Origin of the sequence: Tumebacillus flagellatus (genome assembly GCF_000714935.1) — a bacterium.
Taxonomy (GTDB): Bacteria; Bacillota; Bacilli; order Tumebacillales; family Tumebacillaceae; genus Tumebacillus; species Tumebacillus flagellatus.
The window spans coordinates 72,641-93,813 of the sequence record NZ_JMIR01000016.1 but is presented as its reverse complement, the minus strand read 5'-3'; the positions used below and the strand labels follow the sequence as shown (position 1 = coordinate 93,813).

Annotated in this window: 23 protein-coding genes; all 23 read right to left on the bottom strand. The window is 57.7% G+C overall.

Annotation, left to right across the window (positions count from 1 at the left end; translation table 11 throughout):
- Positions 1-215: 215 nt before the first annotated feature.
- Complete coding sequence (locus EL26_RS12280) at positions 216-1,169, bottom strand: hypothetical protein (protein WP_038089017.1); 954 nt, start codon at positions 1,167-1,169, stop codon at positions 216-218.
- An 84-nt stretch (positions 1,170-1,253) separates the two neighbouring features.
- A complete protein-coding gene (locus EL26_RS12275) occupies positions 1,254-1,643 on the bottom strand; it encodes a hypothetical protein (protein WP_038089014.1) in 390 nt (129 codons plus the stop codon).
- Positions 1,644-1,896: 253 nt separating this feature from the next.
- Positions 1,897-2,781, bottom strand: coding sequence for a 4-hydroxy-tetrahydrodipicolinate synthase (gene dapA / locus EL26_RS12270; protein WP_038089011.1), 885 nt, complete (start codon positions 2,779-2,781; stop codon positions 1,897-1,899).
- 22 nt (positions 2,782-2,803) lie between these two features.
- Positions 2,804-4,024 carry an aspartate kinase gene (dapG, locus tag EL26_RS12265; RefSeq protein ID WP_038089008.1) on the bottom strand — a complete coding sequence of 407 codons (1,221 nt, stop codon included), beginning with the start codon at positions 4,022-4,024 and terminating at the stop codon, positions 2,804-2,806.
- Positions 4,025-4,035: 11 nt separating this feature from the next.
- Positions 4,036-5,073, bottom strand: a complete 1,038-nt coding sequence (locus tag EL26_RS12260) for an aspartate-semialdehyde dehydrogenase (protein ID WP_038089004.1) — start codon at positions 5,071-5,073, stop codon at positions 4,036-4,038.
- Positions 5,074-5,106: 33 nt separating this feature from the next.
- Positions 5,107-5,709 (bottom strand): dipicolinate synthase subunit B, encoded by a 603-nt coding sequence (locus tag EL26_RS12255; RefSeq protein WP_038089001.1) that lies wholly within the window; start codon positions 5,707-5,709, stop codon positions 5,107-5,109.
- A 15-nt stretch (positions 5,710-5,724) separates the two neighbouring features.
- The gene (gene dpsA / locus EL26_RS12250) at positions 5,725-6,603 is read right to left on the bottom strand and encodes a dipicolinate synthase subunit DpsA (protein WP_038088999.1); all 879 of its coding nucleotides are present in this window, start codon (positions 6,601-6,603) and stop codon (positions 5,725-5,727) included.
- Positions 6,604-6,720: 117 nt separating this feature from the next.
- Entirely contained in the window at positions 6,721-6,987 is a 267-nt protein-coding gene (locus tag EL26_RS12245; RefSeq protein WP_038088996.1) for a YlmC/YmxH family sporulation protein, read from the bottom strand.
- A gap of 118 nt (positions 6,988-7,105) precedes the next feature.
- The gene (locus tag EL26_RS12240; protein WP_038088995.1) at positions 7,106-8,359 is read right to left on the bottom strand and encodes a M16 family metallopeptidase; all 1,254 of its coding nucleotides are present in this window, start codon (positions 8,357-8,359) and stop codon (positions 7,106-7,108) included.
- An 84-nt stretch (positions 8,360-8,443) separates the two neighbouring features.
- Complete coding sequence (locus EL26_RS12235) at positions 8,444-9,430, bottom strand: polysaccharide deacetylase family protein (protein WP_052036300.1); 987 nt, start codon at positions 9,428-9,430, stop codon at positions 8,444-8,446.
- Positions 9,427-10,185, bottom strand: a complete 759-nt coding sequence (locus EL26_RS23775; protein WP_052036299.1) for a polysaccharide deacetylase family protein — start codon at positions 10,183-10,185, stop codon at positions 9,427-9,429. The genes EL26_RS12235 and EL26_RS23775 overlap by 4 nt, the downstream gene beginning before the upstream one ends.
- A 135-nt stretch (positions 10,186-10,320) precedes the next feature.
- Positions 10,321-12,555 carry a polyribonucleotide nucleotidyltransferase gene (gene pnp, locus EL26_RS12225; RefSeq protein WP_081857157.1) on the bottom strand — a complete coding sequence of 745 codons (2,235 nt, stop codon included), beginning with the start codon at positions 12,553-12,555 and terminating at the stop codon, positions 10,321-10,323.
- A 171-nt stretch (positions 12,556-12,726) separates the two neighbouring features.
- On the bottom strand, positions 12,727-12,996 hold the full coding sequence (gene rpsO, locus EL26_RS12220) for a 30S ribosomal protein S15 (RefSeq protein ID WP_038088993.1): 270 nt from the start codon (positions 12,994-12,996) through the stop codon (positions 12,727-12,729).
- Between the two features lie 81 nt (positions 12,997-13,077).
- On the bottom strand, positions 13,078-13,299 hold the full coding sequence (locus EL26_RS12215; protein ID WP_038088990.1) for a hypothetical protein: 222 nt from the start codon (positions 13,297-13,299) through the stop codon (positions 13,078-13,080).
- Positions 13,300-13,301: 2 nt separating this feature from the next.
- A complete protein-coding gene (locus EL26_RS12210) occupies positions 13,302-13,529 on the bottom strand; it encodes a hypothetical protein (protein ID WP_038088985.1) in 228 nt (75 codons plus the stop codon).
- 158 nt (positions 13,530-13,687) lie between these two features.
- Positions 13,688-14,638, bottom strand: coding sequence for a bifunctional riboflavin kinase/FAD synthetase (locus EL26_RS12205; RefSeq protein WP_038088984.1), 951 nt, complete (start codon positions 14,636-14,638; stop codon positions 13,688-13,690).
- Between the two features lie 9 nt (positions 14,639-14,647).
- The gene (gene truB, locus EL26_RS12200; RefSeq protein ID WP_038088981.1) at positions 14,648-15,574 is read right to left on the bottom strand and encodes a tRNA pseudouridine(55) synthase TruB; all 927 of its coding nucleotides are present in this window, start codon (positions 15,572-15,574) and stop codon (positions 14,648-14,650) included.
- Positions 15,571-16,569, bottom strand: coding sequence for a DHH family phosphoesterase (locus tag EL26_RS12195; protein WP_038088978.1), 999 nt, complete (start codon positions 16,567-16,569; stop codon positions 15,571-15,573). The genes truB and EL26_RS12195 overlap by 4 nt, the downstream gene beginning before the upstream one ends.
- Positions 16,541-16,921: a 30S ribosome-binding factor RbfA gene (rbfA, locus tag EL26_RS12190; protein WP_038088975.1), complete on the bottom strand. Its 381-nt coding sequence runs from the start codon at positions 16,919-16,921 to the stop codon at positions 16,541-16,543. The genes EL26_RS12195 and rbfA overlap by 29 nt, the downstream gene beginning before the upstream one ends.
- 120 nt (positions 16,922-17,041) lie before the next feature.
- On the bottom strand, positions 17,042-19,333 hold the full coding sequence (gene infB / locus EL26_RS12185; protein ID WP_081857158.1) for a translation initiation factor IF-2: 2,292 nt from the start codon (positions 19,331-19,333) through the stop codon (positions 17,042-17,044).
- Positions 19,334-19,371: 38 nt separating this feature from the next.
- Positions 19,372-19,704 carry a L7Ae/L30e/S12e/Gadd45 family ribosomal protein gene (locus EL26_RS12180; protein WP_038088969.1) on the bottom strand — a complete coding sequence of 111 codons (333 nt, stop codon included), beginning with the start codon at positions 19,702-19,704 and terminating at the stop codon, positions 19,372-19,374.
- A complete protein-coding gene (gene rnpM, locus EL26_RS12175; protein ID WP_038088966.1) occupies positions 19,697-19,981 on the bottom strand; it encodes an RNase P modulator RnpM in 285 nt (94 codons plus the stop codon). Before rnpM ends, EL26_RS12180 begins: the two co-directional genes overlap by 8 nt.
- 40 nt (positions 19,982-20,021) lie before the next feature.
- Entirely contained in the window at positions 20,022-21,146 is a 1,125-nt protein-coding gene (gene nusA / locus EL26_RS12170) for a transcription termination factor NusA (RefSeq protein WP_038088962.1), read from the bottom strand.
- Between the last annotated feature and the right edge of the window lie 27 nt (positions 21,147-21,173).

The following is a 21,173-nucleotide window of genomic DNA, read 5'->3' as shown; positions in this document are numbered from 1 at the left end:
AAGAACATACATTGATTCGATGTCTTGAATCACAAAGTTTGCTATCCAGTTTTCAAGGAACAATCTCGTCAACCGGATGTCTCTCGCGGCGACAAGAGTTATCTTATCACGCATGCTTCAACACCACAATACCAATTTCGACACAAACGGAAACAAACTTCGCACTCTCATGCGAAGACCTGCACGATTCTCCGCCGCACAGGTCTTTTCTTCTCTTATTCTACGTGCAAGGTGAATCGGAACGAAGAATGGACATTCAAGCGGCTCACGTGCTGCAGGTCCTGTCTGGTAAACGGATCTTCCGCCACGAAACTCGCGACTTCATAGTCGCCGGGTTGTACCGGCGCGGTGAACTTCAACGTTTTGACGGCAAATTTGCCGGCCGGAACGTTGGCGTACCAATACGGCGCTCCGTTCTCCCACGGAATCTGCTGCCAGCCAAGCGTCGCCCAAGCCAAGTAGGTTTCCACTTCCGGATCGCCGCCCATGCGGACGGAGAACCGCACCGTCTGCCCCGCTTTGGCGTTGACTTGCTTCGGCGGAACTTTGAAAGTGTCGAGATCGGCGGTTTCGGGGCTTAAAAACACGCCCTGAAACCCGTTGGCGTCGCGGGTAACCTCGCTCGGCGCGGGAACCGGCGCGTTTTGGAAGGTGTCGCTTTCCTGTTTGATCAGCGTGTACCTCCCCGCCGTTCCGAAAAACTCGCTCGGCTCTTGGGCCGCGCTCTGACTCGTCATCTGGTTCGAATCCGCGATCAGCGAGAGCACCAGCGCATGTGCGCCCTCTCCCAAGTCACTCACCGGAAAGTGCAGCGGCACCAGTTTCTCTTCTTTGTTTTTGAGAGGAAACGTCATCGTCAGCTCGTTTTGCTGCTTGTAATCCAGATAAACCAGCAGCGAGAACGTGCCGTCATGACCGGAGAAGTTTTGCACATTCACCGGGTACTGAAACTCTTGCAGGTTGGAGATGTCGATTTCAAACTGCTTGTTCGCCGGAGCTTCCAACGAGACGTTGTACCCGAGGTCTTGATCCTTCATCTGTTGCAGCACTTGTTGGGCCTGCATCTGCTCATCCGGCTTGTCAAAAAACTCAACTTTCACGAAGACAATCCCGAACCCGAGCACCAGTCCAAGCAACACCAACCAGAGCAACTCGCCCGCTTTTTTCATGAGTCAAACACCTGCCTAAGTAGGAACAACTCCCGCCACGAGCACCGTGACAGGAGTTGTCTTGTTTTTTACTCGTCTGAGGGTCTAGAAGCTGAGGGAAGTCGAAACGACTGCAAAGCCTGCAGCAGAGTCGGTGAATTGATGGTAGCCTGCGAAATGGCCGGAGGTGTTTGCCAAGGTGTTGGAAGAGGAAGCTACGAAGGTGCCGTTGTTCACCGAGTCAGAGTGGCCGCCGTAATCGATGCCGCCGTCCCCGTAGTAGGTGTGCAGCGAAGCGACCAGGTTGCCCACCGGAGCGGACGTGGAGGACGTTGCGTACGCGGTCGGTTGCGCGCCGCCGGATACCAGGACCAGGTTACCGGTCAGGGTGACGCCGTTTTTCACTTTGGAAGCGGTTTGTGCTGCACCTGCGGTGGTTGCGACTGCGAGAGCTGCTACTGCCATTACGGTTGCGATTTTCGTGATCTTCTTCATTTCTTTCACTCCTATCATAAATTTTATTGGTCTTTCTGTTTATGATGTTAATATGACTGCGGGATTTTTTCATCCTGCCGATCCCGCCATTATCGAGAATTAGAGTCCGAACCTGTATGATTTTCTGGATTTTCCTCTGTCTTAAAGCAATAACTAAATTAATGAATTGCACTTACATTAATGAAATTAGTTTTACACCCCCGCCAAAAAAAGACCCGATCCGTTTTCGGACCGAGTCTTTTGGCAGCTCTTATCAGGCATGCAGTTGTTTCAGTTGACCGAGGCGCTTGCGCACAACGCTCACGACCGCTTCCTCCGCTTCGACGAGCGGCAGGCGCACGCTGCCGACGTTCATGCCGATCATCTGCAGCGCAGCTTTAACCAGCGTCGGGTTGGTGGCGAGAAACAGCCCCTTGAAGATCGGGGTCAAGCGCTTGTGCCAGTCCGCGGCGTCGGTGGTGCGGCCTTCGACGAAAGCGTTGATCATCTGCGTCATTTCGTCGCCGACGACGTGGGACGCGACGGAAATGATGCCGTACGCACCCGCTGCCAGCATCGGCAGGGTCAAAATGTCGTCTCCGCTGTAGACGAGGAAGCCCTCCGGCGCCCGCGACGTGATCTCGCTGATCTGCCCGAAGTCGCCGCTCGATTCCTTGGTCGCGACGATGTTCGGAATTTCGGCGAGACGCAGCGTGGTTTCCGCCTCCATGTTGATCGAGGTGCGGCCCGGGATGTTGTAGAGGATGCACGGGATCTTCACAGATTCCGCAATCGCTTTAAAGTGCTGGTACATCCCTTCCTGCGAGGGTTTGTTGTAGTACGGGACGACGAGCAACAGCCCGTCGACACCTACAGCCTCGGCTTCTTGCGAGAATTTCACGCTGTCCGCCGTGGAGTTGCTGCCGGTCCCGGCGATGACTTTGGCGCGGCCCCCAGCCGTAGCGACGACGCGCTTGAAGAGCGCCAGTTTCTCGTCGTGCGAGAGGGCCGGCGATTCGCCGGTCGTCCCGCAGACGACGATCGAAGTGGTTCCGGTCGCGATGAGGTGTTCGACCAACGCGTCTACCTGATCGAAATCAATTTGCAAGTCTTGGTCAAACGGGGTGACCATCGCGGTCACCAGTCTTCCGAATGTCATGAATTTGACACCATCCTTATGTCTATCGTTGGTGCAATTGAAATTTGTTGTGGAGGGCACGGATGGCCTTCACCATGTCTGTGCCGCGCACAAGCACCCAAATCGTCGTGTGCGAGTCGGCCGATTGCAAAATCTCGATGTCCTCGGAGACGATGGCGTCGACGATCAACGCCATCACCCCCGGCACGCCGGCGATGCCCGCCCCGACGATGGCGATCTTGGCGCATCCGGACGCGATTTCCGGCTCATAGCCCAGTCCGCGCAGCACGCGAAGCGCTTCCGGCGTGTCGCGGTCGGTGACGGTGTACGCGACGCCGCGCGAGTTGACGTTGATCAAGTCCACGGAGATGCCGTGCTCCGCCATCGCACGAAACACGTTGCGCTGCATCGGCAAATGCTGACCGGGTTCGGCAAACACTTTGATCTGCGTCACGTTCGCCGTCTGGGTAATGCCGGTGACCATGCGGTCTCCGAGATAATCCTCAATCCGGTCGCTCTCATGCGACGAGGTGACCAGCGTCCCTTCGTCCTTGCTCATCGTGGAGCGGACGCGGATCGGGATGTTTTTTTGCATGGCGATTTCGACGGCGCGCGGGTGAATGACCTTCGCGCCCTGATAGGCCAAGTTGCAAATTTCCGTGTAGGTAACCGTCTGCAGCCGCGTCGCGTTGTCCACGATGCGCGGGTCCGCCGTCATGATCCCTTCCACATCGGTGAAAATGTCCACGATCTCCGCATCCAATGCCACTCCAAGCGCGGTGGCCGACGTGTCGCTTCCACCTCTTCCAAGCGTCGTGATCTCGTGATTTGGAGCCCCGCCTTGGAACCCCGTGACGATCACGACACGGTCTTTCTCCAGCTCTTGGAGGATGCGTTTGGGTTGAATCGTGACGATTTGCGCGCGCGAGTAGTCTTCGTTGGTGACGATGCCCGCTTGCGGACCGTTCAAGACGGTCGCCTCGACGCCGTGTCCGCGCAGCTGCGCGGCAAACGCGACGGCGGAGATCAACTCGCCGCACGACATCAGCAAGTCGAGTTCCCGACGGTTCGTGCGGTCCTTCTCGTCGATGATCGACAGCAGGGAGTCGGTTGCGTACGGGTCGCCCTTGCGCCCCATCGCGGAAACGACGACGACGACGCTGTAGCCCTCCCGGCGCGCATCCATGATATGCTCGATGGCTTGCTCGCGGGTCTCGCGTTTCGCGACAGAAGTCCCGCCGAACTTTTGGACTAAGATACGCATAGTGTCCCCTTCTATCTGGTTTTCACCATGTACTCAGCGATCTGCACCGCGTTCCAAGCGGCGCCTTTCAACACGTTGTCGGATACGATCCACATGTTCAAGCCGCGCGGATGGAACAAGTCGCGGCGAATGCGTCCGACGAACGTATCGTAAGAGCCCTCTGCGGTAACCGCCATCGGGTATTCTTGGGCTTCCGGGTTGTCGATGACTTTCACACCCGGCGCTCCTTGGAGCAGTTGCACGACTTCTTCGAGGTCAAACGAGTTTTTGAGCTCGACGTAGACCGATTCGGAGTGCCCGTAGAGCACCGGCACGCGCACGGTGGTCGGCGTGACTTGGATGTCCGGGTCGCCAAAAATTTTGCGGGTCTCGTTGACCATCTTCATTTCTTCTTTGGTAAAACCGTTATCGGTAAAGACGTCAATTTGCGGAATGACATTGAACGCCTGTTGGTGTTTTTTCGGGAGCGATCCAACCGGCAGCACTTTGGGTTCCGGTTGCTCTCCATTGAGAATCGCGCGGGTTTGGTCGAGCAGGTCGTTGATCGCGTTCTGCCCCGCCCCGGAAACCGCTTGGTAGGTGGAGACGATGATGCGGTCGATGCCGTACGCATCGTAGAGCGGCTTGAGCGCGACCAGCATCTGGATGGTCGAGCAGTTCGGGTTGGCAATGATGCCTTGGTGTTGGCCGATCATGTGCGGGTTGACTTCCGGCACGACGAGCGGCACTTCCGGCACCATGCGGAACGCCGAGGTGTTGTCGATGACGACGGCGCCGCGTTCCACAGCAGCCGGCGCGAGTTTCTCACTGATCGAGCCACCAGCGGAGAACAGGGCGAAGTCGATGCCTTCAAACGCCTCCGGGAGCGCTTCTTCAACCGTGTAGGTGCGGCCTTGGAACTGCACTTGCTGCCCTGCGGAGCGTGCGGACGCAAGCAGTTTCAACTCACCCACCGGAAAATTGCGTTTTTCGAGCGTTTCGATGATTTTTTGTCCGACTGCGCCCGTGGCTCCCACCACCGCGACATTGTAGCGATCCTTTTTCTCCATCTGGTATTCCATCTCCTCAATAGATCTTGCTTGTTATTTTTGTAAATCCCGCCACTTCTCCACGAGCACCGGTTGGATTTGTTTTTTCTCCAGTGCGGCTTCCAAGGTCGGGATGATCATCTCGTTGCGCGCGACCAACGAGTTGACCTTCTTCACCGGGTCGTCTTGACCAAACGGCACGAAGAAGATGTTCTTGGTCGCCATCAACCGCGCCAAATTGGCCATGTTCAAGCCCAGCCCGTCGTTGGTCGAGATCGAAAGAACCACGGGCGCCTCATTGCGCAGCGTGGCTTTGGCCGCCATCAACACCGGCGATTCGGTCATCGCGTTGGCCAGTTTGCTGAGGGTGTTGCCGGTGCACGGCGCAATCAGCACCACGTCGCACAGTTTGGAAGGGCCGAGCGGTTCCGCCTCCGGGATGGAGCGAATCGCTTTCTCCCCGGTGATTCTCTCAATCGTGGCAACCCATTCGTCCGCTTCTGCAAAGCGGGTGCTCGTCGACTGCACTGTATAGGAGAGGATCGGAATGACGCGCGCTCCGATCTTGACCAGCTCTTCCAGCGCCGGTTGAACGTCCGCATAGGTGCAATGCGAACCGGTCAATGCAAAGCCTATCGTCTTTCCTTTGAGATCCATGGTCGATACCTCCGGTTATGCGTTCTCCCGCAACAACCGGCACAACGTGCGTGCCAAAATCTGACCGGCTGTTTTGGGGGCAACGATCCCCGGCAGGCTTGGAGCCAGAATGGCTTTGATTCCCCGTTTCTCTGCATAGCGGAAGTCTGTACCGCCCGGATTGGAGGCGATGTCGATGATCACACAGGACTTTGGAACTTTGGCCAAGATCTGCGCGGAGAGGATCATCGCCGGCACGGTGTTGAAGATGATCTGCGCCTCCCGCACCGCCGCCGCCAAGTCTTGCATCGGGACAGCTTGAAGACCCATCTCTTCGATCCGCGCCAAGTCGGCCGCACTTCGCGCGCAGCACGTGACGTTTGCTCCGATGCCGGTAAGCATTCGGGCCAGCGTGATGCCGCAACGGCCGAAGCCTAGCACGACCGAATGGGAGCCGTGCAAGGTGATGTCGGTGTTCTGCATCGCGAACTGAATGGCGCCCTCCGCCGACGGAATCGAGTTGTGGATGGCCACTTCGTCCAGCTCCATCAGCTTGAACAAGCGCAAGTCCCGCGCCTGGCAGGTTTCCGCCAAACGCTTGCGGGCGATGCCGGTGAAGATCATGGTGTGCCGCGGCATTGCCTCAAAGTGTGACTCGTCAAGCACCAGCGGGCTCGAAGAATATTGTGCTTGCACGTTGCCTTCGTCATCCATCCCGGAAACCGGGAGGACGATCGCGTCTACATCGGAAAACACATCGGGGGAGAGCTCCGCCTTCACCGTGTCCGGCAGCGGGGTCTCAAGTTGGTCGAAGCCGATCAAGACGATGCCCGCATCCAGTTCACTGGCATGTTTGATGACTTCGATGATGCGGGCGTCGCCGCCGACGAACGCCATTTTGATCCCAGTCAGCATGCTCCGGTGCCCCTTTCAGAACATTTTACGCCAAACCCTTGCATTTGCATAGACTTCGTAGACTTTGCAGCACGAGAACGGGGAAGCTCCATGCCGCGGGCGTTGCAGTGAGATATCCTATTCATGGGCTCTCTGTCTGGTGACTCGCGGAGCATGTTCCGAATCGAGGATGATCATATCCGGCCCGACTTTCACGATCGCCTCCCACGGAATCACCGTCTCTTCCCGGCGTTTGCCAAACAGCGACCCGCCCGCCGACAGCAAGATCGAGTCGATGCGCCCCGTCTCTTCATCGATCCTCAGGTCCGCCCCGCTCAACGCCCCGATCTTCGTCCCCGTCTGCATGTCGATCATCTCTTTGCCCGCCAATTCGCTCAGTCTCATCTCTTCGTCAGCCCCTCTCCGGCGTGTTCGCTCTCTCGTATTGGCTTATGCATACCCAAAAATAAAAAGTACCCGCCCGAGGGCCGGTACTTTCGCGTGGCTGTTTGTTTTTTCCAACTTAATAAGACTGTTGCGGCGCTTGCAGCGTTTCGTTCGGGCCGACTGCGGCCATCGCCAGTTGGTTGCCGCCAAGCATCAGTTTGGCTGCTTCATGCACTTGATCGAGCGTCACGGTCTGGACTTTCGCGACCAGTTCGTCGAGCGTGTTGTGACGGCCGAGCAGTTCGTTTTTGCCCAAGCGGCTCATACGCGAAGAGGTGCTCTCCATCGACAGCATCAGCGAGCCTTTGACCTGTTCCTTGGCTTTGGTCAATTCCTGTTGCGACACGCCCTGCTGGACGATGTTGTCGAAGATCCCGCCCACCAAGTCGAGCACGCTTTGCGCCCGCTCCGGTGCTGTTCCGCAGTAGAGGCCGAATACGCCGTTGTCTTTGTATGCCGTGTGGTAGGAGTAGATCGAGTACGCCAAGCCCCGCTCTTCCCGCACTTCTTGAAACAAACGCGACGACGACGTGCCGCCGAGGATGTTGTTGAAGAGAATGCAGGGGTAGATCATCGGGTGGTCGTACTGGAAGCCCGGCATCCCGAGCACGATGTGCGTCTGCTCCGTCGCTTTGTGGCGAATCGCTTGCCCCGCGGTAAACGACGCTTGCTCCAGCGTGTGCACGCGGCGCGATTGCTTGATGCCGCCAAACAACTCCCCCGCACGCGCAAGCACTTCGTCGCGCTTGACGTTGCCGGCGATGGCGAGCACGATGTTGTCGGTGGTGTACTGGTCCGCCATGTAGCGGAACAGGTCTTGGGAGGTGAACGCGTTCAAGTTCTCCTCCGTGCCGAGGATGTTGTAGCCGAGCGGGTGCGTCGGGTAGATCACCTCGGCGATCAAGTCGTGCACCAGTTCGTCCGGCGCGTCTTCGTACATTTTGATCTCTTCAATGACGACGCGGCGCTCCTTGACCAGCTCTTCCTCGGCAAATTTCGAGTGCAGAAGCATGTCGGACAGCGTCTCCAGCGCAAGGCCGAAGTGCTCGTCGAGAACTTTGGCGTAATAACAGGTGTATTCCTTAGAAGTAAAAGCGTTCACTTGACCGCCGATGCCGTCGAACAGCTCGGCGATCTGCCGGGCGTTCAACTTGTCGGTGCCCTTGAACATCATATGTTCGATAAAATGGGTCACGCCGTTGTTCTGCGGGTTCTCATCGCGGGAACCGGTGCCGACCCAGATGCCGAGCGACACGGAACGAACGGTTGGAATCTCTTCAATGACCACACGGATTCCGTTCGGGAGTACTTCACGGTAGATCAAGGACATCCTCCTCGTACACGTTGCGTCTAATAGAAACTGCCATTACTATAACAGAACATTCCAATCGGAACAAGTTGACGCCCTGACGCCTTACGGAGCGGGCAAGGGGCGCTCCGGGTCGAGCAGTTGCGAGACGGTGACGAGAGCGTAGCCTTTTTTCTGCAACCCTTGCACTAAGGTACGCAAAGCGTCGCGCGTCGGTTCCGTCGGATGCATCAGCACCATCGCGCCGTTTTCCGCTTTGTTCAGCACGCGGCTCGTGATGGTGGCAGCGGGCGGTTTTTTCCAATCGACGGTGTCGAGCGTCCAGAGGACCGTCCGCATCTTCTGCCCGTGCGCGGTTTTGACGGTGGTGTCGTTGTACGCGCCCGACGGCGGCGCGAACAGGCGCGGCGTGATGCCGGTCGCTTTTTGGATCGCTTGGTTGGTGCGGGCGATCTGACTTTGTTGCGCGGCGGCACCCAGTTTCGACATGTCGGGGTGCGTATAGGCATGGTTGCCGAGTTCATGCCCGCGCGCGACAATCTCTTTGGCGACGGACGGGTTGTCGGCCGTCCACGACCCGTCGAGAAAAAACGTCGCTTTCACGCCGCATTCGTCCAGCGTTTTCAGCATATCCTCTATATATTCTGTTCCCCACGCAACATTTATCATGAGCGCCATTTGTTTTTTTTCCGGATTGCCCCGGTAGATCGGCACCGCGCCGAGGTCGTCGAGGGTTACTTTTGGCGGAATTTGTTTGGCGACGAGTTGGAGCCGGCCGTCGGGGTTTTTCTCGTTTTGCTTGACGGTGGCAGCGACGTCGATTTTCAGGCCGTTGAGGGCGGGGATGCCTTTCCAGACCCGGTCATTGCGCGCGTCGATCGGTTCGGCGTCGTACTGACCCGCCAAAATTTCCACGCGCTGTTGCAGCGACTTCTCCTGATGGCCCGCCATCGCGCTGACGACAGCAAGCGGTCCGCCGGATTGTCTGGGTTGTCCCTTCCAAAAAAGGCCGCCCGCCAGCAGCAGCGCGACGGCAGCCCCTGCGATCAGACGGCCGCGCGGCAGTTTGAAGGAGAGAATGGGCTTTCTCATGTTCCGCTCCCCCCTTTCCCTTGCAGGTCGGAGCAAGTGCTCCACTGGAACCCGGCGCCTTGGACGAGTTGCAAGAGCTGCGTCAATCCTTTTGAGGTTTGGGCGTCGGTGCGCAGGCGGAGGATGTCGCCCGGCTGCAAGGACTTCTCCAACCCCGTCCAGACGGTCGCCGGGTCTTGCCCAACGTTTGGCGCCGCGTTGACCGACCAGGAAATCAGGTCTTCGTGGCGTTCACGAATCTGTTTGGCGAGTAGGCCTTTCGAGTTTTGCGCGTCGCCGTAGGGGATGCGAAACAGCGCGGAGTCCGGCAGGCCGGCTTTTTTCCAAGCGGCGTCGGAGCGGTCGAGCTCCGCTTGCAGGTCGGCGGCAGAAAGGGCTGTTGCTTTTTGGTACGTATAGAGAGAATGGCCGACTTCATGACCTTGTTTGACAATTTCCAAAGCGGTGCGCGGATTCTTCTCCACCCACTCCCCCGTTAGAAAAAACGTCGCCTGCACATGTTGGGTCCGCAGTTGATTCAAGATGTCGGCGATGCGCTCGTTGTCGGATGCGCCGACATCGAACGTCAGCGCAACCGCTTTTTCTTGGACGTTGAAGCTCTGTACGGGAATCGCCATGCCTTTGAGATCCCGCACGTATGTATTGATCGCCATCGTATCGCTGAGGCCGGAGTACAGCAGCAGGCACACCGCCGCTGCGGCCAGCAGTTTGCCGGCTTGTACCCGCCGCGCCGTCGAGGTCGTCTTGGTTTTCATGCTCGTACCTCCTCACTGTGCTAGGAGGATTCTATGCGCAAAAGCACAGGGCTAGACCGAAAAAAAGAGACAGGCCGCCGTGCGGCGGTCTGTCTCTTTGGTTTCGATCTCTCAATTGAAGAAAAGCGTGCGGGATTACTGCTTGGTTTCTTGACGCGGACGGTCGCTGTTGTGCGGACGGCGGTCGCCGCCGCGATCACCGCGCGGTCCGCGGTCGCCGTCGCGGTTTTCACGACGCGGCGGACGGGATTCGGACGGCGGAGACGGCGGGAGACCCTTGAGCTCGCGAATCGCTTCCTTGTGCGAGAGGTTCACGCGGCCTTGCGGGTCGATTTCGGTACACTTGACGAGCAACATGTCACCGACTTTGACCACGTCTTCCGTTTTCTCGACACGCTCTTCGCCCAGTTGCGAGATGTGCACGAGACCTTCCTTGCCCGGGAGAACTTCGACGAACGCGCCGTATTTCTCCACGCGGGTAACTTTGCCGTTGTACGTGACGCCTGCTTCGACTTCCTTGACGATGCCTTCGATGATCGCTTTCGCCTTCTCCCCTGCTTCCCCGTTGGTCGCAGCGATGAACACGCGGCCGTCTTGCTCGATGTCGATCTTGACGCCGGTTTCGTCGATGATCTTGTTGATCACGCGGCCGCCCGGTCCAATGACGTCGCGGATCTTGTCCGGGTTGATGCGCAGGGTGATGATGCGCGGCGCGTACGGCGAGAGGTCTTCACGCGGTTGGGAGATCGCTTCCATCATCTTGGCGAGGATGTGCGCGCGGCCGCGATGTGCTTGCTCCATCGCCGTTTCGAGAACTTCGCGGTTGATGCCTTTGATCTTGATGTCCATCTGCAGCGCAGTGATGCCCTTCTCGGTGCCTGCAACTTTGAAGTCCATGTCGCCGAGATGGTCTTCCATGCCTTGGATGTCGGTGAGGACGGTCATCTTGTCACCGTCTGCAACCAGGCCCATCGCAACGCCGGAAACCGGCGCTTTGATCGGAACACCCGCGTCCATCATCGCGAGGATCGAACCGCAGATCGACGCTTGCGAAGAGGAGCCGTTCGATTCGAGAACTTCGGAGACGAGACGGATGGTGTACGGGAATTCTTCCTTATCCGGAATGACCGGTTCCATCGCGCGTTCGCCGAGAGCGCCGTGACCGATATCGCGGCGGGACGGAGCACGCAGCGGGCGCGCCTCGCCGACGGAGAACGGCGGGAAGTTGTAGTGGTGCATGAAGCGCTTCTCTTCTTCAAGGCCGATGCCGTCGATTTCCTGTGCATCGCCGAGCACGCCGAGGGTGCAGATGGAGAGCGCTTGGGTTTGACCGCGAGTGAACAGGCCGGAGCCGTGTGCGCGCGGGAGCAACCCGACTTCCGTTTCGATCGGGCGCACTTCGTCGATCTTGCGTCCGTCCGGACGGATGCCTTCGTGGACGATCGAGTAGCGGACTTGTTCCTTCACGATGTCGTAGAGGATCTCGTTGATGTCTTTGGAGTGTACGCCGAAGTTCTCTTCGCCGAGCTCTTCGAGCAGCGCCGCTTTCACTTCGTCCTTCACAGCGGTGATGTTCGCTTCACGCTCGTGCTTGTCGAAGGTGCGGATCGCTTCTTTGAGCTTGTCCGTTGCCATGGCACGGACTTTTTCGTTGATCTCCGCATCGACTGCGTGGAGAACGACTTCCATCTTCTCCGGTTGCAGTTCTGCGACGATCTGCTCTTGGAATTCCACCAATTCCTTGATGCGTTCATGACCGAACATGATCGCTTCGATCATGTCTGCTTCCGTCACTTCCTTCGCGCCCGCTTCGACCATGTTGATCGCGTGCTTGGTGCCCGCGACCACGAGGTGCATGTCCGATTTCGCGGCTTGCTCAACGGTCGGGTTGACGATCAGTTCACCATCTACACGGCCGACGATGACGCCTGCAATCGGGCCTTCAAACGGCACGTTGGACGTCATCAACGCAACAGAAGTACCGATCATCGCGACGATTTCCGGCGCGCAGTCTTGGTCTACAGACATAACGATGTCCATGACTTGAATATCGTTGCGGAAGCCTTCCGGGAACAGCGGTCGGATCGGACGGTCGATCAGGCGGGATGCCAAGATCGCTTTCTCCGACGGACGGCCTTCGCGTTTGATGAAACCGCCCGGAATTTTACCTACGGAGTACAGGCGCTCTTCGTAGTTGACCGTCAGCGGGAAGAAATCGAGGTCCTTCGGTTCTTTCGATGCTGTAACGGTTGCCAAAACAACCGTATCGCCGTAGCGAACGAAGCAAGACCCACTGGCTTGTTTCGCAACTTTACCAATCTCGATGCTCAGCGTGCGTCCGCCAAGCGTAGTTGTAAAGACTTTGTGCATGGTATACAAGATACCTCCTTACGGATATCGCTTTCGATATCGACCTATGTATGAACGACTTAAATCTTATATTACTTCGCACTTGAGGATAGTATTTCCTTCTTTGCCCGAGAAAAATCATTCCCAACACAAAGAAGAAGCGGGAAAGAAATTTCCCGCTTCTTACAAGTGTTACTTACGCAGACCCAGTTTCGCAACGGTTTCGCGGTAACGGTTGACGTCCGTCTTGCGGAGGTAGTTCAACAGGTTACGGCGATGACCGACCATTTTCAGAAGGCCACGACGGGAGTGGTGGTCTTTCTTATGCGTACGCAGGTGATCGTTCAGGTAGTTGATCTTGTTGGTCAGGATTGCGATTTGTACTTCCGGGGAACCGGTGTCGGTTTCGTGTACTTGGAAGTTTTCGATCAGTTGTTTTTTCGCGTCTTGAGACAGTGCCATCTCAATACACCTCCTATTATATATCCCCAAGGCCCAGAATGTCGTCGGTGTAGTCGACAATCCGCGCTCATGGTTGCAGTGTTATTTGCCGATGACTGTGATGACCAGCCGTCCCTGTGCGATGTCTTTGGCTACAATGTCAAAGGCTCTCCCGCTAAAGGAGATAAATCCCCGGAATCTCGTCGCAACCGGCAGAACGCCCGGCAACAGCCGCGCGGCTCTCACGATGTCGTCCACGTGAATGCCTCGCTGCCGCCCCTCATAGAGGCGCTGCTTGGCATGGGCTGTGACGATGACTCGCATGATCAGTTGTACTCAAACGACTGCTGAAAATTCTCGTCTCCCTCGGTAAACAAGGAAAACAGCGAATCTTGAAAAGCCAGCAAAAAGGGATCGTCCATCCCGGACTTGCGATAGAATTTCAGCAAGTCGCGGTTGAGTCGCTTAAACTCATCGCTGACGCAGATTCGTGCCACTTCGCGGCACCACTCCATCAACTTCTCATCTCGTTCATCGACGTATGGGACTCTCACGGCTCATCCATCCCTCGCTCTCACGATCGTGTAAGGCCGGGAGCTGGGTCTAGTAGGACGACGTTAAGAACCACTAAGAGATTATAGCATATCTGATTCCCTTGCACAACACCAGCGCTTGTGCTTCATGTGTATGCAAGCGCCAACGGGATTCAGACCTAGACGGAGTATTGCGCGAGGCGTGCTTGCGCCTCTTGCACGTCCGCCCCGATTTGCGCGATCAACTCGTCGATGGAGAAGAACTTTTTCTCATCGCGCAAGAAGTCGAGCAGCTCCACATAGACGGGTTGACCGTAGATGTCGCCGTCAAAGTGGAACAGATGCGCTTCCAAGGAACGATGAGCCTGGTCGTGGAACGTCGGCTTCGTGCCGATGTTCATCACCCCCGCGTGCCACACCCCGCCGTAGTCGCCGCCGATGTGAACGCGCACCAAGTAGACGCCGTTTTTCGGAAGCGAGTACGATTCGGACAATTCGATGTTCGCCGTGGGGAAGCCAAGCAGTCGCCCGCGCTTCTCCCCGTGCACGACATGACCGCTGACGACATAGGGGCGGCCGAGCAATTCTTGCACCAGCCGCACGTCGCCGTAGCTTAATTTCTCGCGGATCAGCGTGGAGCTGACCTTCTCGCCGTAGCGGTTGACCGCTCCGACGATCTCCACGTAGATGCCGATTTGTTCCGCGAGTTTTTTCAAAAGGGACGCGTCGGCGATCCCGCCGCGTCCAAACGAGTAATCAAACCCCACGACCACCGTCTGCGGGTTCAATCCCGCCAAGAAGTTGAACACGAACTCTTCGGCGGTAAGGCATGCAAAGTCGGTTGTGAAATTCACCACATAGGTGGTCTGTACACCCATCCCTTGCAAGACTCGCATCTTCTCTTCAAACGGAGTCAGCAAGTTGTTGTAGTGACCGCGGCCCAATACGACGCGCGGGTGCGGGTCGAACGTCAGCACGCTCGCAGGCAACCCGGAAGCGTCGGCCAATTCCTTGGCGCGGGAAATCAATTGTTGATGCCCGACGTGCAAGCCGTCAAAATTGCCGAGCGCCATCACCGACGGCCGTGCGGCAAGACCTTCTGGAAAACCGTTGATCTTCAGGATCTCCATGTCTCTCTTTCACCCCTGTACCTGCTCTTTGAACACCTTCTCCGGCAGTGTATGCGTCTGACCGTCCGCAATGGACTCCACACGGTACAGTGCCAACAATTGACCTTCCCGCGATTCCATGCGAATCAGCGACCCGACGTCCGTACCGGGCAGGACTTTTTTGATCGTGAAGTCACGGCCGTTGTGCACGCGGCGTTCCAGCACTTCCGGCACGAGATGCACCGGCACATGCGGGAGTGCCGCGCCGAGCGGTTGCAGGCGACTCTCGATCGTGCCGTCCTCAACATAGGATTGAATTTCTTCCAGCGTCATCGCCATCTCCAGCGTGAACGGGCCGGAGCGCGTGCGCACGAGATGCGACATGTGCGCCGGGATGCCGAGTTTTTGTCCGAGGTCGTGACAAAGCGTGCGAACGTACGTGCCTTTGGAGCATTCGACGGTGAAGCGGACTTTGGGATGCGGGAGGCTCAAGTCCATCTCTTCGATCTCCAAGTTGTAGATCGTCACTTCCCGCGCCGGGATCTCGACGTCCTCCCCCTGTCGCGCCAAGTCGTAGGCGCGTTTGCCGTCGATCTTAATCGCGGAATACTTCGGCGGAATCTGTGAGATCGGGCCGAGGAAAGCGGCAAACGCCGAGCGCACCGCTTCCTCTGTCAACCGCACTTCGTCCACCGACTCCAGCACCTCGCCGGAAGCGTCCTGCGTAGACGTGGACCAGCCGAACGTCACTTCTCCGCGATACGCTTTGGCTTGATCGAGCAAGTATTCCGCCACGCGGGTTGCCGTGCCCAGACACAGCGGCAAAACGCCGGTCACATCCGGGTCCAGCGTCCCGGTGTGGCCGATCTTCTTCATTCCGAGAATTCGGCGGGCCCGGCTCACCACTTGCTGGGAGGTCAGACCCGCCGGTTTGTTAACGACGAGAATTCCGTTCATGCCTGTTCCGCCTCATCTTCGGAAATCGCCTGTGCCACGCGGGCGAGCACGCGTTCCTTCACTTCCTCCAAAGTCCCGTCCACCGTGCAGCCGGACGCCCGGGCATGGCCGCCGCCGCCCAATTCGAGCGCGATGGCGCCGACGTCGACGACATACTTGGAGCGGAAACTGACTTTGACTTTGCCGGGTGCAGCTTCGCGCAAGAGGATGCCGACTTCCACGCCTTCGACGTTGCGCGGGTAGTTGACCAGCCCTTCGACATCTTCGTCGCAACCGCCCGCCGCGTGAATCATGTCGCGGGTGACGACCGCCCACGCGTACTTGCCGTCCTCACTGCGGCCGAGATTCTCCAAGGCCGAGCGAATCAGCAGCACTTGCGGCCACGTCATCGTCTCCATGACTTTGTCCACGACGTTGTACGGTTGGACGCCGAGTTTCAGCAAGGAAGCGGCGATCAACATGACTTCCTCAGAAGTATTCGAGTAGCGGAAGCCGCCGGTGTCGGTGACCAAGCCGGTGTAGAGGCAGGTCGCCGCATCCAAGGAAAGTTCCGCTTCCATTTCGCGGGAGATCTTGTAGACGATTTGGCAAGTGGCGGCTGCGTCGAGGTCAACGAGGTTCTCCGTGCCAAAAAAGTCGTTGGTTTTGTGATGGTCGATGTTCAAAATCACCGCGTCGCTGGCGATCAAGTCACCGGATAGACCGAGGCGTTTGCGGTCGCCGCAGTCAAACGAAATCACAGAACGAAAACGAGTCTTGACGTTCTCCGGAAGCAAGAATTGATCGGCCATCGGCAGGAACATAAACTTGTCCGGGATCGGGTCGTCGTTGACGAGCGTGAACGTTTTGCCCAATTGTTGCAACAAGTGGGCCGCGCCGAGCACGGAACCGAGAGCGTCGCCGTCCGGCTTCTCGTGCACAAGCAAGAGGAAATCATCGTATTCGCGGAAAAACTTCGCGGCGGTTTTATACGCCTGTTTCATTTCCGGGTTCATCGGTGGTTTCACCCTCTTTGATATCCCGCAACACTTCGGAGATGCGGGTAGAATAGTCGAGCGACGTGTCGAGCTTAAAGTGCAATTCCGGGGTACGGCGCAGGCGGATGCGACGGCCTACTTCCGCGCGGATAAAGCCTGTGGCTTTTTGCAAAGCGTCGAGCGAGCCTTTGCGTTGCTCATCGTTGCCCAAGACGCTGACGTAGACGGTTGCATGCTGCAAATCGCCGGAAGCTTCAACACCGGTGATCGTGACAAAACCGACGCGCGGGTCTTTGACTTCCGTGCGCACGATGTCCACGATTTCCTTCTTGATTTGTTCACCGACGCGGGAGACGCGAATCTTGGCCATGTGTGGGTTCCACCTCTCGTACAAAGATGTAAGTTGGATCAGTATGTAGAAGTTGGAGTTGCGCCTCTGCGCGAACGCGAGACCCAACTCCAAGGGTACAGCGATGTTCAGTTGAATGGCTTAGACGATCTTGATCTGTTCCATCTGGAAGGACTCGATGATGTCGCCTTCACGGATGTCGTTGAATCTCTCCAACGTGATCCCGCACTCGAAGCCGGTTGCGACTTCGCGTGCATCGTCTTTGAAACGCTTCAGCGCATCGAGTTTGCCTTCGAAGAGAACGATGCCGTCACGGATCAAGCGAGCTTCTGCGTTGCGCACGATCTTGCCTTCGGTAACCATGCAACCTGCGATGGTGCCGACTTTGGAGACCTTGAAGGTCTGGCGAACTTCAGCGCGGCCGTTGAGCACTTCCTTGTATTCCGGATCGAGCATCCCTTTGAGGGCGGACTCAACTTCTTCGATCGCGTTGTAGATGACACGGTAGAGGCGGACGTCGACTTTTTCCGATTCAGCCATCTTCTCTGCGTTCGGCTGCGGACGAACGTTGAAGCCGATGACGATCGCGTTGGACGCGGTCGCGAGGATGATGTCGGATTCGTTGATCGCGCCGACGCCTTGGTGGACGACGCGAACGCGGACGCCTTCCACGTCGATCTTCTCAAGCGAACCGCGCAGGGCTTCAACAGAGCCTTGAACGTCCGCTTTGAGGATGACGTTGAGTTCCTTCATCTCGCCTTCCTTGATCTTGCTGAACAGGTCGTCAAGCGTGACGCGGTTTTGAGCGGAGACCGCTTCGGCGCGCTGTTTCGCCACACGCTTGTCAACGAGTTTCGAAGCTTTGCGCTCGTCGTCGTACACGACGAACGGATCGCCTGCGGACGGTACGTCGGAGAGACCGAGGATCTCAACCGGCATCGACGGGCCTGCTTCTTTGATGCGGCGACCGCGGTCGTTGACCATGGCGCGAACTTTCCCGTAAGTGGTGCCGCAGACGACGACGTCGCCGACGCGCAGCGTGCCGTTTTGCACGAGAACGGTGGCAACAGGGCCGCGGCCTTTGTCCAGTTCGGCCTCGATGACGGAACCGCGCGGACGGCCGTCTTTGTTCGCTTTGAACTCTTGGACTTCCGAGACGAGCAAGATCATCTCGAGCAGGTCTTCGAGGTGCATGCGTTGCTTCGCCGAGACGTTGACGAAGATCGTTTCGCCGCCCCACTCTTCCGCAACGAGACCGTACTCGGTGAGTTCTTGCTTGATTTTATCCGGGTTTGCATCCGGTTTGTCGATCTTGTTAACCGCGACGATGATCGGCACGTTTGCCGCCTTCGCGTGGTTGATCGCTTCTACGGTTTGCGGCATGACGCCGTCATCCGCAGCCACGACGAGGATGGTGATGTCGGTGACTTGCGCACCGCGTGCACGCATCGCGGTAAACGCGGCGTGACCCGGGGTGTCAAGGAACGTGATCTTCTTGCCGTTGATCTCGACTTGGTACGCACCGATGTGCTGGGTGATGCCGCCTGCCTCGGACGCGGTGACGTTGGTCGTGCGAATCGCGTCGAGCAGAGTGGTCTTCCCGTGGTCGACGTGGCCCATGATCGTGACGATCGGCGGGCGTTCGCGCAGGTCTTCCGGATTCTCTTCTTCGATCAGCATGTCGAGTGCTTCTTCGTCGACCGGCTCTTTGACGATGACGGTGACGCCGAGGTCTTCGCCGACGAGTTGAACCGCATCGGTGTCGATCTCTTGGTTGATCGTCGCCATGATGCCGAGGAAGAGCAGCTTCTTGATGATTTCGGAAGGCTCGCGCTTCATCGATTTGGCGAGATCGCCGACAGTGATCGGCCCCTCGATCTCAATTTGCTTCGGCAATTCCGGCGCTTTCGGAGCCGGACGGCCGCCGCCTGCATACTGATTGCCGCCGCGACCGCCGCCGCGGTTGTTGTTCCCGCCGCGGTTGTTGCCGCCACGATTGTTGTTCCCGCCGCGGTTTTGGTTGCCGCCTCGGTTGTTCCCGCCACCGCGGTTTTGGTTCCCGCCGGTGTTCGGTTTGGCACCCCCGGTGCCCGGTTTCGCCCCCGCGGTCGCACCCGGTTTCTTCGGGATCTGTTGGTTGCGCGGTTGCGCGGCCACTCTGGCTACACGATCCGGCACGAGCGTGTCGTAATCCTTTTCGTTGCCTGCTGCGGCCTCGGTCGTCTGCGACTGTGTGGTTTCATTCGGTTTCTTGTTTTGATTCATATTCCCCTGAGTTCTCCGTTCTCCACCAGATTGATGATTGGATTCTTCCTTGATTTTGCGCATGAACGTCTCCACCGCCTCGACCATCGAAGCATCCATCACGCTCATGTGGTTGTTGACTTCAACCCCCACACGGCCGAGGATGTTGATGATCTCCTTGCTGGACATGTCCTGCTGCTTCGCGTATTCATACACCCGCAATTTGCTCAATCGGCTTCACTCCCGTCCACTTCATTCGACAATTGGAGTATGCGGTTTGCAAATCCTTTGTCGGTGATCACGACGATAGCCCCGTGTTCTTTGCCAACCGCGCGGCCCAAGCGTTCCTTGTCAAACAGCTTGATCAACGGAACGCCGAAAGAATTGCATTTGTCGTGATACTTTTTCATGGCGTTGTCACCGGTGTCCTGGGCTACGATGGCAAGCAATGCTTTGCCGGATCCGGAGCGGATCGCCTGCATGCAGGCGTCGTTGCCTGTGATCAGGCCGCCGGCGCGCTTTGCCAAACCTAAGAGATTCGCGATTTTTTGTTCACTCATCGGGTCCCTCCGGTTCCACCTCGGCCAGTTGTGCGGCGAGGCTGTCGTAGATTGCGTCAGACACAGACGTTTTCAGCGAGCGATCGAGCGCTTTCTTCTTGCGGGCCGGAGTCAAACAATGGACGTTGCGGCAGATGTAAGCCCCGCGTCCGGGTTTGCGCCCGGACGGGTCGAGGTCTACACTGCCGGCTGTCGCATTGTACACGATCCGGATCAATTCACGCTTGGGTTTCATTTCTTGACAACCCACGCATTTGCGAAGAGGGATCTTTTTCATTGTGGAAACTCCCTCCTATACGTATTCAGTTAGGTGACGACTACTCTTGAACTTCTTCCGCCACAGTGAGGTCGCTGTCGGCAAATGCGGTTTCATCCGTCATTTCGCCTTCCGGTGCCTCACTCGGGGTGCCGCCGGCTTGCGTCTCGCTCTTGATGTCGATCTTCCAACCGGTCAACTTCGCAGCGAGGCGGGCGTTTTGGCCTTCCTTGCCGATCGCAAGCGACAGTTGGTAGTCCGGCACGACGACGCGGGCGACTTTGTTTTCTTCGTCCACGTCAACGGAGACGACTTTCGACGGCGAGAGCGAGTTGGCGACGAGCTCGACCGGGTCTTCGCTCCACTTGACGATGTCGATCTTCTCGCCTTTGAGCTCGTTAACGATCGTCTGCACGCGCATGCCGCGCGGGCCGACGCAAGCGCCGACCGGATCGACGTCCTCGTTGCGGGAGAACACGGCGATCTTCGAACGGTAGCCCGCTTCGCGAGCCACCGATTTCAGTTCGACAACGCCCTCGTAGATTTCCGGCACTTCCAACTCAAACAGACGCTTGAGCAGGCCCGGGTGCGTGCGGGACAGCATGACTTGCGGTCCCTTGGTGGTCTTCTCAACCTTGGTGATGTACGCTTTGACGCGGTCGTTGTGCTTGAACTTCTCCGTCGGCATCACTTCGTTGAGCGGCAGCACCGCTTCGATTTTGCCGAGGTCTACATAGTAGAAACGGCTGTCTTGGCGTTGCACCACGCCGGTGACGATATCGTGTTCGCGGTCTACGAAAGCCGAGTAGATCAGACCGCGCTCTGCTTCGCGGATGCGCTGGGTGACGACTTGCTTCGCGGTTTGCGCCGCGATGCGGCCGAAGTCGCGCGGGGTGACTTCAATGTCGACGATGTCGCCGATATGAAGGCCAGGGTCGATCTCTTCCGCCGCGTCGAGCGCGATTTCCAGACGCGGGTCGGACGGTTCTTCGACGACCGTCTTGCGCGCGTAGACTCGAACCACGCCGGTGTGACGGTTGACGTCGACCCGCACGTTCTGTGCGGAGTTGAAGTTGCGCTTGTAGCCAGAGATCAAGGCCGCTTCGATCGCTTCGATCAAAACTTCCTTGGCAATACCCTTCTCACGCTCGAGTTGTTCCAATGCATCCATAAAATCTGTGTTCATTTGATACTCGCTCCTCCTATCTAGCGG